This is a genomic window from Terriglobia bacterium (assembly GCA_020072785.1).
Taxonomy (GTDB): Bacteria; Acidobacteriota; Terriglobia; order Acidiferrales; family UBA7541; genus Acidiferrum.
In genome coordinates this window covers 101,855-116,316 of the sequence record JAIQGG010000001.1, presented here as the reverse complement: position 1 = coordinate 116,316, position 14,462 = coordinate 101,855, and the positions used below count along the sequence as shown (strand labels likewise).

The 14,462-nt window shown below is 62.4% G+C and carries 15 protein-coding genes; 4 read left to right on the top strand and 11 right to left on the bottom strand.

Annotated features, from left to right (window positions below):
- Nucleotides 1-46 precede the first annotated feature (46 nt).
- The 5 genes from LAN61_00500 to LAN61_00480 all read right to left on the bottom strand — a co-directional run bounded on the left by LAN61_00500 (nucleotide 47) and on the right by LAN61_00480 (nucleotide 3,920).
- Nucleotides 47-460: a polymer-forming cytoskeletal protein gene (locus LAN61_00500; protein MBZ5538975.1), complete on the bottom strand. Its 414-nt coding sequence runs from the start codon at nucleotides 458-460 to the stop codon at nucleotides 47-49.
- A 176-nt stretch (nucleotides 461-636) separates the two neighbouring features.
- Entirely contained in the window at nucleotides 637-1,533 is an 897-nt protein-coding gene (locus tag LAN61_00495; protein ID MBZ5538974.1) for a ParB/RepB/Spo0J family partition protein, read from the bottom strand.
- Nucleotides 1,481-2,287, bottom strand: a complete 807-nt coding sequence (locus tag LAN61_00490; GenBank protein MBZ5538973.1) for an AAA family ATPase — start codon at nucleotides 2,285-2,287, stop codon at nucleotides 1,481-1,483. Before LAN61_00490 ends, LAN61_00495 begins: the two co-directional genes overlap by 53 nt.
- A 257-nt stretch (nucleotides 2,288-2,544) precedes the next feature.
- Nucleotides 2,545-3,189, bottom strand: a complete 645-nt coding sequence (gene rsmG / locus LAN61_00485) for a 16S rRNA (guanine(527)-N(7))-methyltransferase RsmG (protein ID MBZ5538972.1) — start codon at nucleotides 3,187-3,189, stop codon at nucleotides 2,545-2,547.
- A gap of 17 nt (nucleotides 3,190-3,206) precedes the next feature.
- Nucleotides 3,207-3,920, bottom strand: coding sequence for a CPBP family intramembrane metalloprotease (locus tag LAN61_00480; GenBank protein ID MBZ5538971.1), 714 nt, complete (start codon nucleotides 3,918-3,920; stop codon nucleotides 3,207-3,209).
- 216 nt (nucleotides 3,921-4,136) lie between these two features.
- On the opposite strand from LAN61_00480, the gene selD reads away from it, so the two are divergent.
- Both selD and LAN61_00470 read left to right on the top strand, forming a co-directional pair.
- Nucleotides 4,137-5,216, top strand: coding sequence for a selenide, water dikinase SelD (gene selD, locus LAN61_00475; protein MBZ5538970.1), 1,080 nt, complete (start codon nucleotides 4,137-4,139; stop codon nucleotides 5,214-5,216).
- Nucleotides 5,216-6,412 (top strand): metal-dependent hydrolase, encoded by a 1,197-nt coding sequence (locus tag LAN61_00470; GenBank protein MBZ5538969.1) that lies wholly within the window; start codon nucleotides 5,216-5,218, stop codon nucleotides 6,410-6,412. Before selD ends, LAN61_00470 begins: the two co-directional genes overlap by 1 nt.
- Nucleotides 6,413-6,487: 75 nt before the next feature.
- On the opposite strand, the gene LAN61_00465 is transcribed toward LAN61_00470, so the two are convergent.
- The 5 genes from LAN61_00465 to rpmH are packed head-to-tail and all read right to left on the bottom strand — an operon-like array spanning nucleotide 6,488 to nucleotide 9,602.
- A complete protein-coding gene (locus LAN61_00465) occupies nucleotides 6,488-7,012 on the bottom strand; it encodes a single-stranded DNA-binding protein (GenBank protein ID MBZ5538968.1) in 525 nt (174 codons plus the stop codon).
- A 14-nt stretch (nucleotides 7,013-7,026) separates the two neighbouring features.
- Nucleotides 7,027-8,793, bottom strand: a complete 1,767-nt coding sequence (gene yidC / locus LAN61_00460; GenBank protein MBZ5538967.1) for a membrane protein insertase YidC — start codon at nucleotides 8,791-8,793, stop codon at nucleotides 7,027-7,029.
- Entirely contained in the window at nucleotides 8,790-9,215 is a 426-nt protein-coding gene (gene yidD, locus LAN61_00455; GenBank protein ID MBZ5538966.1) for a membrane protein insertion efficiency factor YidD, read from the bottom strand. Before yidD ends, yidC begins: the two co-directional genes overlap by 4 nt.
- The gene (gene rnpA, locus LAN61_00450; protein ID MBZ5538965.1) at nucleotides 9,122-9,451 is read right to left on the bottom strand and encodes a ribonuclease P protein component; all 330 of its coding nucleotides are present in this window, start codon (nucleotides 9,449-9,451) and stop codon (nucleotides 9,122-9,124) included. Before rnpA ends, yidD begins: the two co-directional genes overlap by 94 nt.
- 10 nt (nucleotides 9,452-9,461) lie before the next feature.
- Nucleotides 9,462-9,602 (bottom strand): 50S ribosomal protein L34, encoded by a 141-nt coding sequence (gene rpmH / locus LAN61_00445; protein ID MBZ5538964.1) that lies wholly within the window; start codon nucleotides 9,600-9,602, stop codon nucleotides 9,462-9,464.
- Between the two features lie 787 nt (nucleotides 9,603-10,389).
- Between rpmH and LAN61_00440 the strand changes: the two genes are divergently transcribed.
- The gene (locus LAN61_00440; GenBank protein ID MBZ5538963.1) at nucleotides 10,390-11,547 is read left to right on the top strand and encodes a hypothetical protein; all 1,158 of its coding nucleotides are present in this window, start codon (nucleotides 10,390-10,392) and stop codon (nucleotides 11,545-11,547) included.
- 263 nt (nucleotides 11,548-11,810) lie between these two features.
- Nucleotides 11,811-12,971 carry an IS30 family transposase gene (locus LAN61_00435; GenBank protein ID MBZ5538962.1) on the top strand — a complete coding sequence of 387 codons (1,161 nt, stop codon included), beginning with the start codon at nucleotides 11,811-11,813 and terminating at the stop codon, nucleotides 12,969-12,971.
- A gap of 65 nt (nucleotides 12,972-13,036) precedes the next feature.
- On the opposite strand, the gene LAN61_00430 is transcribed toward LAN61_00435, so the two are convergent.
- Nucleotides 13,037-14,326 (bottom strand): aminotransferase class V-fold PLP-dependent enzyme, encoded by a 1,290-nt coding sequence (locus LAN61_00430; protein MBZ5538961.1) that lies wholly within the window; start codon nucleotides 14,324-14,326, stop codon nucleotides 13,037-13,039.
- Nucleotides 14,327-14,462: the final 136 nt, after the last annotated feature.

Below are 14,462 nucleotides of genomic sequence, written 5' to 3'. Positions count from 1 at the left end.
AGCAAATAGGAGAGACGTACAGCCGGGAGTGGCTGTGCCGCGAATCTTACGGAGCGACGGCGCGGATGGGAATCGTCACGCCAGAGGCAGTGGCATCCGAGGAGGCCAGCATGTGGCAGCGGCCGTCGAAGATTCCACCGGGCTCGATGACCAGGCACGGCGAGTGCACTTCGCCGGTGACCACGCCCTTGGGCTGGATCTCGACGCGCCCCTTGGCAAAGATCACGCCGTCGAAGCGCCCGGAGATGACCACGCGGTTGCCTTCGATCTGGCCTTCGACCTTGGCCCCTTCGCCGAGTACCAGGGTCTGTTCGGAGATGATGTTGCCTTTCACGGCGCCGTCGATGCGGAACGTGCCGGTAATCTGCAGCGTGCCTTCCAGCGACACGCCTTGATCGATGAAGCCTGTCCATTCTTCAGTGCTGGTGTTTTTTGAACTGCCGGACCACTTCCATTCCATGAATGCCCCCAGAGATGCCCCATCTGACTTTAGCCCGCCGCAAATACAAGTCAAGCGGCGCGGTCCCCGCTGATGTTCAATGAGTTGACCGCTTCGCGGTCACCCATAGCGCTGACCGCTTCGCGGTCACATAGAGCGTGGACGGATGGCGCAACGGCCACCGCGCCGCCGCTTCGCTACTTCATCAGACGGTCGTAAATGCCCAGCAGCTGCGCGTCATCGTAGAACTCCACGATGAGCGCTCCCGGGCGGATGCGCGTCTTCGGCCGCAGATGCACGCGCGTGCCCAGGTGGCGCTGCAGCTCTTCGAGCGCGGCACGGATGTTGGCGTCGGGATGCGCGGTAGCCGCTGCGGTGGTGACCCGCGCGCGCCGCGCGCCCAGCCGCTCGATCTGGCGCACGGTGAGGCCGCCGCGCGCCGCGCGCTGCGCCAGCTTCTTGCGGATGGCGGTATCGGCGATGGCCAGGAGCGCTCGGCCGTGCCCCGCGGATAAGCGCCCTTCTTCGATCAGATCCAGAATCAAGGGCTCGAGCTTGAGCAGGCGCACAGCGTTGGCCACCGTGGCGCGATCCTTGCCGGTGCGTTCGGCCACCGCTTCCTGGGTCAGCGTGAATTCGTCCATCAGGCGCTCGAAGGCGCGGGCCTGTTCGATGGGGTTCAGGTCCTCGCGCTGGATGTTTTCCACCAGCGTCATCTCCAGCGCTTTTTCGTCGGAGACCGCGTGTAGCACGGCCGGTACACGCGCCAGCCCGGCGCGTTGAGCCGCGCGCCAGCGGCGCTCTCCGGCGATGAGCTGGAAGCGGCTGCCCACCGGGCGCAGCACCAGGGGCTGAATGATGCCGCTGTTCTGAATCGAGCGCGCCAGTTCCTCGAGCGCTTCTTCGCGGAAGCGCGTGCGGGGCTGAAACGGGCTGGGGTCGATCAGGTCGATATCGATCTGGCGCGGTCCGGCGGAAACTGCCTCGCGCGCCGGCGCGGCCGCAGCTGCACTTCCCGTCGTCATCCCCGCAGGCTGCGCTTCAGGCTCCCGAATGAGCGCTCCGAGTCCCCGTCCCAGTGCGTTTCGTGACATTGGTAATTACCTCCTGTGCGAATTGCGAGTAGCTTTCTGCGCCCTTGCTGTGTATGTCATAGAAAATAATAGGTTTACCAAAGCTTGGAGCTTCCGCAAGCCTTACGTTGCGCTGGATTACGCTCTGGAAAACCTGCGTGCCAAAAAAGCTGCGCAGGTCGGTGGCGACCTGGCGGGAGAGCGAGGTGCGCTCATCGTACATAGTGAGCAGGATGCCTTCGATTTCCAAGGATGGATTGAGAGTGCGGCGAATGCGCATCAGGGTGTCGAGAAGTTCGGAGACGCCTTCCAACGCCAGGTACTCGCACTGGATGGGCACGAGGACGGCGTCCGCGGCGACCAAGGCGTTCAGGGTCAAGAGGTCAAGTGCCGGTGGACAATCGAGGATGATGAATTTGTAATTGTCGCGCAATTTGTCCAGGACAGCTTTCAGGCGGTACTCGCGGTTCTCAGCGGAGACCAGTTCGATAGCCGCGCCGGAAAGATTCTTATCCGCGGGGATGACGTCCAGACCTTCGACTTGGGACTTCTGGATAATGCGCTCAGGGGCTTCCTCGAGAATGAGGATGTGATAGAGGGTGCGGCGGGAAGGATCCTTGGCAAAACCGATGGAGGATGTGGCGTTAGCCTGGGAATCGCAGTCGACGAGAAGTGTGGGCTGCTCTGCAGCGGCGAGGCAGGCAGCGAGATTGACTGCAGTCGTGGTCTTACCGACGCCACCCTTCTGATTTGCAACGGCTATGATTCGAGCCAACCAATTCCCCCCGGCAAGCGAAAATTTAGCAAAGAGACATAGAGGTTGCAAGTTGTTTCACGTGGAACAATCTGGATATCTGGTTTTAAGGCACTCTCTGGCAGTGTTCCACGTGGAACATTTCCGGGATTCCCGGCGGGAGCAGGATCTGGTCTGGATCGAATGTTGACCGTTTCGCGGTCACGCATGGAGTGTTCCACGTGGAACAAAATGTCAGGAAAAAAAGATAAACACCGAATATCAGAAGAAGCCGACACTCACGGATTCCGCTCGCCCACCAGAAGATAGCGCCGCAGCGATTGCGGCACGGTGACCGGCTCGCGCCAGGTCCACAGCGTGTTCCGGCGAATCTCTTCGAGATCCCGGCCGCCAACCCATAGGACTACACGCTTGGCCGCCAACGTTTCTGACGCCGCCCACTTGAGAAAGGCGTCAAAATCGCCGAGCGCCCGGGAGCAGACAAAATCCAGAGGCGCGAGCTCCTCGCCAAGATCTTCATAGCGGCCGACAATCACGCGGGTTTTGACCAGCGCCAGCTCCCGAATGACCTCGGCCAGGAACGTGGCTTTCTTCAAATTCGACTCGATCAGAAAAATTTCCAGCTCCGGACGCATGATTTTCAGGGGCAGGCCTGGAAAACCGGCGCCCGAACCAACGTCGGCCAGCCGACCACGCTCAATGGGTACATTTTCTGCGGCAAACATGGATTCGCAGAAATGTCGATGCAGGATTTCCAGAGGGTCGCGAATGGCGGTAAGGTTGACCTTGTCGTTCCATTTCAATAGAAGTTTAAGATACAAAAGCACTTGCTCTATCTGCTGGGAACTGGCGGCGATCTGATACTGGGTTAGGGCCCGGGTGACCATTTCCGGAGTGACTGCAGCTGGGTAACGGGATGACATGCGGCCTCTATATTATGTTAACTAGAAAGCTGTGTTTCGTCTCTTTTCACCAGCAAATAGCGCGGCCCGGCCAAGCCGGCGACGATATCCACGGCGGTATGCCAAAGCACAACTGGCACCAGGCTATCGTACGCGAGGCGGGCCACCCCAAACACGATTCCGAGCACGAATGTTCCTACTGCACCGCTGCGCCCCTGGTAGAGATGCGCTAATCCGAAAATCGCCGCCGACAAAAAAACCGTAGTCCACACCGGCAGACCGGTGCGGGTGAACGCGGCCATGGCGAAACCGCGGTAGAGAAACTCCTCGCAGACGCCGGCGGTGACCGCCAGCGCAAAGTAGAGCAGGGCCTCCACGCTGGACTGCGGCAGGATGCGCTCGGCGAGCGGCTGCAGAAAGCCGCGCTCTTCCGGAGGCAGGCGGCCGATGCGGCGCAGATTCAACCAATGCAATGCGGCGATGACGGCGGCTCCGCCGAGCGCGGCAACGGCAATGCCCGTACGGTTGGGGAGCAGCAGGCCGAGTTGGGTGGCGCGCAGGCCGCGGGCCCAGGCGCGCCACGCAGTCACGGCGACGGCCAGCCATTGAAAAGCGATGGTGGTGGCGTAGAGGGCGATGCGCTCGATCGAGGTGACGCGCGGCATGGCCAGCAACTTCTTCATGCGTGCGCGGCCGCGCCAGGGGAGGAGCACGGCCAGGGTCAGGAGGATCAGCGCGAAATCCCAGGGCATCGAGGCGATGAAAACACGTTCGGCGGCGGAGTGCAACCCGGATGGAGAATTGCAGCGGCGAAGTTGACCGCTTCGCGGTCACAGCTCAATTTGTCTGCCGCGTGGCGGCGGCATAAAGGCGCCTCCATAAGAGGCAACCGCAACGAAGAGATTCTGGTGCGCGCCAAGGGCGCCGGGAATGGCTATAATCGGTGAGCTTTGCGAAGGAGGTACGGTTTGACTAAGCCGGTGAAATTGACGGCGATGGTCAAGGCAGCGGGTTGAGCGGCAAAGCTGAGTCCCGGGACGCTGGACTCAATTTTGCGCCGCCTGCCGCGGCCCACTGATCCGAACGTGCTCGTTGGGTTTCACACCAACGACGACGCGGGGGTGTATCTGCTGGGCGACGGTGTGGCCCTGGTGCAGACGGTGGATTTTTTCACTCCCATCGTCGACGACCCGCACCTGTTCGGGCAGATCGCCGCGGCCAATGCGCTCAGCGACGTCTACGCCATGGGCGGGCGGCCGGTATCGGCGCTATCCATCGTGGGCTTTCCGGATAAAGGCGACGCGGCGATTCTGGAGCAGATCATCCGCGGGGGCCTGGCCAAGATGGAGGAAGCGCGCTGCGTGGTCCTTGGCGGGCACTCCATCCGCAACGAGGATATTCAGTTTGGCTACGCGGTGACCGGGATAATCAACCCGCACGCGATCTGGCGCAACGTGGGCGCGCGGCCGGGGGATGCTCTGCTGCTGACCAAAGCCATCGGCACCGGGGTGCTGGCCACGGCGCTGAAGAAAGAAAAAGCGCCGCAGGAAGCGCTGGACGCCGCCGTGGCCTCGATGACGCAGCTCAATCGCGCTGCGGCGGAAGCCCTGCATGAAGTGGACGAAAAATCCGGCGGCACGCGGCCCGTGCATGCGGTCACCGACGTGACCGGCTTTGGCCTGCTGGGCCACGCGCGGGAGATGGCGCTGGGAGATCCCGCGGCAAACATCGATGGCGTCTCGCTGGAAATCGATCACGCCGCGGTGGCCTGTCTGCCCGGCGCGCTCGAAGCGGCGCGCGGCGGGCATCTCGCCGGCGGGCTGAAGAACAATCGCGAATTCATCGGCGACTGCGCCGCTTTTGACGCGAAAGTGCCGCAGGAATACCGCGACCTGCTCTTCGACCCGCAGACTTCCGGCGGGCTGCTGGTGGCCATCGCCAGCGAAGCCGCCGAAGCTGCGCTGGCCGCGCTGGCGCGCCACGGCGTCACCGCCCGGGCGATCGGCCGGGTGGCCGCCAAGCGCACACCGCTCATCTTTATCCGATAATGGACACGATAACCCACGGAATAGCAGGCGCGCTGATCGGCAAGGCGGTTTTTGGCGGCGATGACCTGCTCACGGAGCGGCCCGCGTCGCGCGAACGGGTGCTGACGTGGGCGGCGATGCTGGGGGCGATCTTTCCGGACTCGGACGTCCTCCGGCACCTTGTCTCGCGCAACGAACTGCTGGTGCTCACCTGGCACCGCGGGGTGACGCACTCGCTGCTGTGCGTGCCGGCGTTTGCCCTGGGGCTGGCGGCGCTGACGCAGTGGTTTGTGCGGCGGCGCAAGTGGGAGTGCCCGTCGTTCGCCCTGCTGACGCTGATCTATGCTGTCGGGATCCTCAGCCACATCTTTCTCGATCTGGCCACCAGCTTTGGGACGATGATCTGGTCGCCGCTCGCCTGGACGCGGCCCACACTGGACCTGCTGTTCATTCTCGATTTTACGTTCAGCGCCATCCTGCTCCTGCCGCAGCTTCTTTCCAGCGTTTATGAAAGACCGGAGAACGCGCCGCGGCGGGCGCTGCGCTGGTGGCTGCTGTGCGTCCTTGCGGTGCTGGTGATCAGCGGGATCTCGCACGTGGCCGACGTGCCGATTTCCCCGGAAACGGTGCTGGGGCTGACGGTGTTTCTCGCGGCGCTGTTTTTCGGGCCGCTGCTGCGGGGGCGCGGATTCCGCATATCCCGCGCGGCGTGGTGCCGCGTGGGGCTGCTACTGAGCGTCGCCTACCTGGGCGGAGCGGAGATGGCGCACCGCACGGCGCTGGCGCGGGTCGAGCGCTTCGCGGAGGTCCTGCATCTCCCGGTGGAATCGTTGGCCGCGCTGCCGGCGGCGCCCTCGGTCTGGCGCTGGGACGGCCTGGTGCGCACGCCGCACGGCGTCTATGAACTGCGCATGAATCTGGCGGAGCGCGAGGCTAGAGCCGGCGATGCTGCGCACGTCCTCGAATACCGCTTCTATCCGGAAGCGCCGGAGAATCCGCAGATCGAGCGGGTGTGGCGGATGCCGGAAGTGCGCAAGGTGCTGTGGTTCGCGCGCTTTCCGGTGACGCGCTTCCACAGAGAGGGCAGCCAGGTGGTGGTGGAGATTGTGGACTTGCGGTTCCAGTCCACGCGCCCGGGGCACGCCGCGCCGTTCACCTATCAAGTCCGCCTGGACAAGGACGGGCACATCCTCTCGCAGGGCTGGGCCCGGGAATAGGGCGGGCACGGCCCCGGCTGCTGTCCGGGGCATGGCCTGCCCCGGCGACTGCAAAAGTTATCTTCACGGAAAATATTACTGGGCGGGCTTGGTGTCGGCGGGATAGATGACCACCTGGCGCTCTTCGCCGGTGCCAGCGCTTTCGGTGCGCACGCCGGGGATGTCGCGGAGCGCGAGGTGCACGACGCGGCGTTCGCGCGGGGACATGGGATTGAGGCGAAAGGGCTGCTTGCCGGTTTGCACACGCTCGGCGGCCACGCGCGCCGTCATGCGCAGCTCTTCCATGCGCAGGGCACGGTAGCCGTCGCAGTCCAGATGGATGCGCTCCTGGAAGGCGGAATCGAGACGCAGGGCTTTCAAGGAGAGGTGCTCGAGGGCCATGAGGACTTCGGCGCCGCGTTCGAGCAGCAGCTCTTTGTCACGCCCGCCGAACTCGGCGACGACTTCGGCGATATCCGGGCCTTCGCCGGGGGCCATGGCCTTCACGGAGAAGGTGAGCTGCCAGCGCGAGGCGCGGATCACCTCCTCGAGGAAGCCGCGCAGGGCTTCCGCGGCTGCGTTGCGGTCGAGCTGTCCGTCGCGGATGAGTTCCGTGGCCATGCTGGTTTCGCGGATCAGGCTTTCTTGCCGCGCCCGGGTTTGACCGGCACGATGGCGGACGCGGGATGGGTCTTGTTCAGATACCACTGCTGGCCGATGCCCACGACGCTGCTGGTAAGAATATACAACGCCAGACCGCTGGAAAACGGGAAAACCACGAACATGACGGCCATGCTGACCGGCATGATCTTCATCATCATCTCTTGGTTGGGGTCGGTGCTGGTCATCGGGGTCATCTTCGAGACCAGATACATGGAAAGGCCCACGGTCACGGGAAGAATGTAGTAGGGATCCTTCGCGGAGAGGTCGGTGACCCACACCCAGGTGGCGTGGCGCAGCTCGATGGAGTAACGCAGCGCCGTGTTCAGCCCGAACCAGATGGGCATCTGCAGGAGCATCTGGAAGCAGCCGCCCATCGGATTGATCCCCTCGCGGGAGTAGATGGCCATGATCTCCTGGTTCATCTCGGCCTTCTTGGGATCGTTCATCTTGTACTTCTTGTAACGCTCCTGGATCTGCTTCACTTCCGGCCCGATCCTCTGCATCTTCAGCGCGGTGCGGTAGCTGGAGATGCGCAGGGGGAAGAGCAGCATGTTGATGACCAGCGTGAGGACGATGATGGCCCAGCCCCAGTTGGGGATGTAGGTGTGCAGCCACTTGAGCAGGTGAAAGAGCGGGTCGGCGATGAACTCCATCCAGCCGAACTGCACCAGGGCGTGGAGCGGCGGGTTCATCTTCTTCAAGGCGTCGTAGTCTTTGGGACCGACGAAGACGCGCAGGGCGAAGGGGCCCGCGTCGCCGGTGCCCACGGCCACTTCCGCGACCGGCTCCTGCTCGGTCTGCTCGCCCTTCTTCACCTCGCGCTCCAGCTTCCAGTAGCGCGTGGCCAGATTTCCGGGAGCGGCGTCCAGCGGGGCCAGGAACACCGCGGCGAAGTAGCGGTCCTCGATGCCCGCGTACAACATGCCCCGGTACCAGAAGGCCCGGGGCGTCTGGTCGGGTGCATTGAGCTTCTTGTGCGGCAGGTTCTGCAGCTTGCCGGCAGTGTCGAAGATGACGTTGACCTGCTCGGCGGGAGCGGGATTCTGTACGGTCACATCGCCGAAGCCGCCGCGCCAGGCCAGACCGGAGACGATCGGGGCGCCGGCGTGGCGCACCGAGGCTTCCACCTGCACGACGTAGCTGCCGTCGAAGGTGAAGACCTTGCTGACTTCCAGATGGCCGTCGCTCCAGGAAAAGCGCAGCGTGGTATGGCCCTGGGCATCCGTGGGGCCCTGCTCGACCTGATACAGGGCGTTGTTCACCGTGGTTTCATCGGTGGCGTCGTCCAGCATCAGCGAAAAGGGCCAGCCGCCGGTCTGCCGCGCGGCGTCTGCATGCACCAGGTCCAGGGTGCGCCGGGGCTTGGCGTCATCCGTGTATTTTTTGAGCTGCCAGCTCCTGACCACCGCGCCGCGGTTGGTGAATTCCACGCGGTAGAGGTCGCTTTCGACGACGAAGGTGCGCTCCTGCGTGTCGGCCTTTACCGGCACGGCCGCGGCCGCCGCGGCGGCGGGGCCAGCAGGCGCCGCGCTTGCCGGCGCAGCCTGCGCCGCAGGCGTCTGCGCGGGGGGTGTTGCCGGCGCGGCAGGTTTGGCCGTGCCGGTCGCCGCAGGCTGGCGGGCGGGCGGCTTCGGCACGAAGTAGTGCATCCACAGAGACATGGCCCCCAGCGAGAGCAGGAAGGCCAGCAGCAGGCGCAGCTCGGGGGAAAGACCTTTTTTCTTTTGCGGCTCGCTCACGAGCGCACCTCGTTCGGGGCAACCGCCGGGCGGCCGGTCGCGGCCGCGGCGTGGGCCGCGCAGGGATTTACAGCGCCGGCCTGATGGCTGGCCTCTTCTATTTCAGGTGGCTCCGGCACGGGATCGAAGCCGAAAGAGCGGGAAAGCGGGTGGCAGCGCAGCAGCCGCCGCAGGGTCAGCCAGGCGCCCCGCGCCAGGCCGAAGCGTGCGATCGCTTCGTAAGAGTACTGCGAGCAGGTGGGATGGAAGCGGCAGCTCCCGGCGAAGAGCACGGAGAGATAGGCCTGGTAGACGCGCAGGGCGAAGAGCGCGGCGCGAATGTGCGGCCCTACGCTTTCGGAATCAGGCGCAGAAATTCCGCCGCCAGCGCCGCAAAGTCCGCGCGGGCCACGCTGCTCTTCGGATGCACCACAATATCCCATCCTGCCGGTATCTCCCCCCGATGGCAGCGCACGATTTCGCGCAGGCGCCGCCGGATACGATTGCGCACCACCGCGTTGCCGAGCGCTTTTTTGATGCTGAAGCCGAAGCGGCTCAACGGCAAGGCGTTGGCGCGGAGAAAAACGGTGAAATGTGCGCTCGTGCGGCGCTTTCCGGCGCGATAGACGGCGTCGAATTCCCCGCGGCGCACGATGCGCGCCTCGCGCGGAAAGCGCAAGCGGCCCGGGCTACTCGGGCGTGAGGCGATGGCGGCCCTTCTTGCGGCGCGCGGCCAGAACTTTGCGCCCGCCCTTGCTCTTCATGCGTGCGCGAAAGCCGTGCGTCTTGCTGCGGCGGCGCACTCGCGGTTGAAAGGTACGTTTCGGCAAAACCGTCTCCCCCGGCCGGTTCTCTGGCCAGTCTCAAAAATACTAGTGTAATCGGCCTGTCCGAAGCGGTCAAGGAAAGCGGGACAGCGGCAGTGGGCCAGTTTCCGATAACCCGACTTATGGGGAGTCATCCGACCGGCTAGGTGCGTTCCATTGAAGTGCGAGGGAACTAGGACTTTCTATCGGTGGCGAAGCCAGAGGAAGAAACCGCAGACGCCGCCCAGAACGAGAGAACCTGCGAAAAACCAGCGGAACTCTGGGAGTCCTACTAAACCCATCAGGAGCAGACCGAGTACAATCACTAACCCGATGGGGTGCCCCGTCAAAAGACCTACACCGTAACGTCCGAATGGAAGCACTTGAGTTGGGTGAGGTTCAGCGTTGTGCGGGGCAGATTCCCGAGCGCCGCGGCTCCGAATCTCAGCACGGTTGTTCATTAACTAAATTATATACCTAGGAAGATGTAGGCGCAAGTTTCCGAGTTTTCTTGGAAAGCGGGAAAGCGCTAGTGAGCCAGTTTCCGATAACCCGACTTATCAGGAGCTAGGCAGCCGTTGCCCTCTTTATCGGCGAACAGATGGGAGTGACTGCCATCACAGACAGCAGCGTAAAGCCTGTCTTACAGTTCGAATACCTCGACAGAGTAAGTCCCCACGTCCAGCGAAGACTCCGCCCGAGGTAGGGCACGCCAAGCGCGCAATCTATATCAGGACAGGATGGACTTATGATGCTTACACAACGTCAACTGTGTTGTTCCAAAGTGTGTCAGTGGGCGGAGCGTTGCGCGATGGCAGTTGCCATCATTGTATTTGGAGTGGCAGTCACTGGCACCCAATCGGCACAAGCGCAGACTTACAACGTACTCTACTCATTTACAGGAGGGGCGGACGGAGCATATCCCTATGCTCCTTTGGTTCTGGATGAAACGGGAAACCTCTACGGCACTACCGAGTACGGCGGTACTTACCAACAGGGAGCTGTGTTCAAGCTGGATAGTAGCGGTACGGAGACCGTGCTGCACAGCTTCAAAGTGAGTGGCACGGGGGACGGGCAGTATCCGTTCGCGGGCTTGATGCTCGATGAGGCGGGTAACCTCTACGGGACTACCCAGTTCGGCGGCACCTTCGGAAAGGGGACGGTGTTCAAGGTGGACACCAGCGGCAAGGAGACAGTGCTGTACAGTTTCACTGGAGGCGCGGATGGCGCTAATCCCCGTGCAGGTTTGGTGCAGGATGGGAGAGGCAACCTCTATAGCACCACTTACAATGGCGGCTCAGGCTCGTGCGTAGTCGGGTGCGGTATCGTCTTCAAGCTGGATGTGATAAGGAACGAGGAGAAGGTACTGTACACCTTCACTGGAGGCGCAGATGGCTCAAATCCATCAGGTGTCATCCTGGATAAAGCAGGCAATCTCTACGGCACGACATTGAACTACGGAAGTTCCGGCTACGGGACTGTCTTCAAGCTGAGTAAGTCAGGTAAAGAGACGGTACTCTACAGCTTCACTGGAGGAACCGACGGGTCATATCCATACGCAGATTTAGTGCTGGATGAAAGAGGAAACCTCTACGGCACCACGCAGGGTGGCATTGGTGGGAATGTCTTCAAGTTGGGTAGGTCGGGCAAGCTCACGGTGCTGCACAGCTTCACTGGAAGCGGGGACGGGGCGCAGCCATTCGCAGGCTTGGCCTTAGATGAGGCGGGAAACCTCTACGGCACCACTTACTGGGGCGGCGTTTCCAACGCCGGAACTATATTCAAAGTGGACGCGAACGGCGGGGAATCCGTACTGCACAGCTTCACTGGAGGGACGGACGGGGCATTTCCCTACGCGGGTTTAGTGCAGGACGCAGTGGGCAACCTCTTCGGCACTACCATATACGGCGGCGGTGCTTCTCCCGGCGGGGCTTCCGGCTTTGGGACGGTGTTCAAACTCACCCCGTAATGAAAAAGAAAAGCGTTGCTGGTTAAAGCTTCGGAAGTATCCGGCAGTGCATTCTTCATGCCGGACACTGCTGCAACGAAGACAAACTGTTTACGAACCAATGTCGGCTTGGCATCTGAAATTGAAAGTGTGAGATGTCAGATGACTGCTGCAAACAGGATTTCCCCTCACCTAAATCAACTCAAGTCCTGGTAAACGTGGTGGTCTCAATAGGTCGATGCAACACCAGCTGATATAAGTCTGCTCTCTAAAGGTGGTGTTGTATGAGGCCAGGGAAACGGTTTGGGCTTTCTGCGATCGAGAAGAGCGACATCTGGAGCCGATGGAAGGCGGGACAGTCGCTGCATGAGATTGGGCGCGCCTTTGACAAGCCACATAACTCCATTCGCTGTTTGTTGTTGCCTCGCGGAGGGATTCCTCCCGCCGCCCGTCGTCGCTCACGGCTAGCGCTCACCCTGGCTGAGCGAGAGGACATCTCCCGAGGGATCGCTTCCGGTTCGTCGTTTCGTGAGATCGCCAGACACCTGGATCGAGCGGCCTCAACGGTGAGCCGGGAGGTCTCGCGCCATGGTGGCCTTCCTGTCTATCGCGCTCATGAAGCGGATGAGCACGCCTGGGACTCAGCCTTGCGACCCAAGCAGTGCCTTCTTGCCCTGCACCCGAGGTTGCGAGAGATTGTTGTGAGTAAACTGATTCTGGACTGGTCGCCCGAACAGATTTCCGGGTGGCTGAAGACTGAGTATCCCGACGACGGGAGCATGCACGTGTCCCACGAAACCATTTACCGCAGCCTGTTCATCCAAGCGCGGGGAGTATTGAAAAAAGAGCTGATGGACCACCTGCGGTCGAAGCGGCGCATGCGCCGCTCGCGCCATGCAACGGTCAGCGGACAGTCACGGGGGCAAATCGTCGATGCCATCTCGATCCGCGAAAGGCCTGCGGAAGTGGAAGATCGAGCGATTCCTGGTCATTGGGAAGGCGATCTGCTGAGCGGCGCCAAGAACAGCTACATTGCAACCCTGGTAGAATGTCATTCGCGCTTTGCCATGCTGATCAAGGTGCCGAGCAAAGAAACGGAAGCTGTGGTTGCCGCCTTGAGTCAGCATGTTCGCAAACTTCCAGCGACGCTGCGACGCTCGCTGACGTGGGATCGCGGACTGGAGATGGCGAAACACAAGGACTTCACGGTAGCTACGGATGTGCAGGTCTACTTCTGCGATCCGCAGAGTCCCTGGCAGCGCGGTACGAACGAAAACACCAATCTGCTGTTACGGCAATACTTCCCGCGAGGCACGGACCTGTCTGGCTATTCGCAAGCGCAGCTCGACCAGGTCGCGCTGCGCTTGAATCAACGTCCCAGAAAGACTTTAGGATTCCAGACTCCTGCGAGTAGACTTCAACAAAGTGTTGCGTCGACCGTCTGAGCCGGCAGCGCTAATCGGAAACGGACCCACTACCGGGAAAGCGGTTGGCTGCCCCCGCGGCGCCTTCAGGCCGGATGTTTCAGCCGGCGGTACTCGTCGAAGGCCGCGAGGAAGCGGTCCACATCCTTGCGCAGCAGGTAGTAGGGCGTGGAGAGGCGGATCTTGGAAGGTGCGCCGCCGCGGATGCGAATCTTCTTGTTCTTCCACAGCCAAGTCTCGACTTCCATGGTCTGGATCTGCGGCGCGTTGACAGTGGCGATGGCGCAGCGCAGCGCGGGATCGGGCGAGGTCCAGGATTCCGCGCCGCGCGCCAACATCTCTTTGAGGATGTAGTCGGCCATCTGGCGGTGGCGGCGCTCGATGCGCTCCAGGCCGATCTGATTCGCCAGTTGAATCGCCGCGCGCAGCCCCCACAGCACGGGAACATTGGAGCTGCCGATGCGCTGGAAGCGCTCGGCGCGCAGTTTCGGCTCGTTCCAGCCTTCGGTGACGATGGTGTTCCACACGCGGTCGATCACTTCGTCGCGCACATACAGGAAGCCGGTGCCCTTCGGCGCTTGCAGCCATTTGTGTGGGCTGGAGGTGTACATGTCGCAGCCCAGCTCGTGCAGATTCACCCGCATCATCCCGGTGACGTGCGCGCCGTCCACCGCGGAGAGGATGCCCTTGGAGCGCGCCAGGGCGCAAAGCTCGCGCGCGGGCAGCACCACGCCGGTCACCGTGGTGATGTGGCTGAAGAAGAGCACGCGGGTGCGCGGGGTGATGGCGTCGCTGAAAAGAGTGAGTACCGCCGCGGCGTTGGGCACGGGCCTCGGCAGGGTCACCTTCTTCACCACGATGCCGTAGCGCTTGGCGCGCAGTTGCCACGGTCCCTCGCCTCCGGGATGCTCCTGGTCGGTCATCAGCACTTCGTCGCCGGGCTGCAGGTCCAGGCCGTTGGCGATGTAGCTGTTGGCTTCAGTGGCGTTGCGCAGGATGGCGATTTCGTCGCGTGTACAGCCGAGAAAGGCGGCCAGCGGATCGCGGAACTCGTTCCACGCGGCGTAGCCCCAGATGGGGTAGTCCTCGGGATCGCTCTGCGCCATTTTTTCCGTGTCGTTGTAACCGTCGAAGATGGCGCGCAGCACCGGCGCGGGAGAAGAGCCCACCGTTCCGTTGTTCAGATAGACCTCGTCCTCGGGAATCAGGAACTGTTTGCGCAACTCCGTCCAGTAAGCCTCTTCGTTCGCTTCGTAGAGCGCCGCATCGGGCAGTTTCCCAGGAGCCTGCGCGAGATCCGCGAGCAGGCGCTGGGGAAGCGTGAGGGCTCCGGCAAAGCCGGCGAGGGAAGCGAGGAAGTTGCGGCGATCGAACATGGCGGCCTCCGGTGCTGCCGGGTAGATGGCGCGGATTCTACTCGACCCCCTTCCCCGGAACAACATACGTCTGCGGGCGAGCTGTTGGCCGCAATAGTTGCCTGTTGAGTGTCATACCCCAGCGAGTACTATGGAC

Excerpts from the sequence above, each read along its gene's own strand:
- yidD (MBZ5538966.1), bottom strand. The coding sequence starts at position 9,215 with ATGGGATATTGTGGTGCATCCGAAGAGCAGCGTGGCCCGCGCGGACTT.
- rsmG (MBZ5538972.1), bottom strand. The coding sequence starts at position 3,189 with ATGTCATCCCGTTACCCAGCTGCAGTCACTCCGGAAATGGTCACCCGG.
- LAN61_00435 (MBZ5538962.1), top strand. The coding sequence starts at position 11,811 with ATGAGGCCAGGGAAACGGTTTGGGCTTTCTGCGATCGAGAAGAGCGAC.
- LAN61_00500 (MBZ5538975.1), bottom strand. The coding sequence starts at position 460 with ATGGAATGGAAGTGGTCCGGCAGTTCAAAAAACACCAGCACTGAAGAA.
- LAN61_00440 (MBZ5538963.1), top strand. The coding sequence starts at position 10,390 with ATGGCAGTTGCCATCATTGTATTTGGAGTGGCAGTCACTGGCACCCAA.
- LAN61_00495 (MBZ5538974.1), bottom strand. The coding sequence starts at position 1,533 with ATGTCACGAAACGCACTGGGACGGGGACTCGGAGCGCTCATTCGGGAG.
- LAN61_00470 (MBZ5538969.1), top strand. The coding sequence starts at position 5,216 with ATGGACACGATAACCCACGGAATAGCAGGCGCGCTGATCGGCAAGGCG.
- LAN61_00480 (MBZ5538971.1), bottom strand. The coding sequence starts at position 3,920 with ATGCCCTGGGATTTCGCGCTGATCCTCCTGACCCTGGCCGTGCTCCTC.
- LAN61_00465 (MBZ5538968.1), bottom strand. The coding sequence starts at position 7,012 with ATGGCCACGGAACTCATCCGCGACGGACAGCTCGACCGCAACGCAGCC.
- LAN61_00430 (MBZ5538961.1), bottom strand. The coding sequence starts at position 14,326 with ATGTTCGATCGCCGCAACTTCCTCGCTTCCCTCGCCGGCTTTGCCGGA.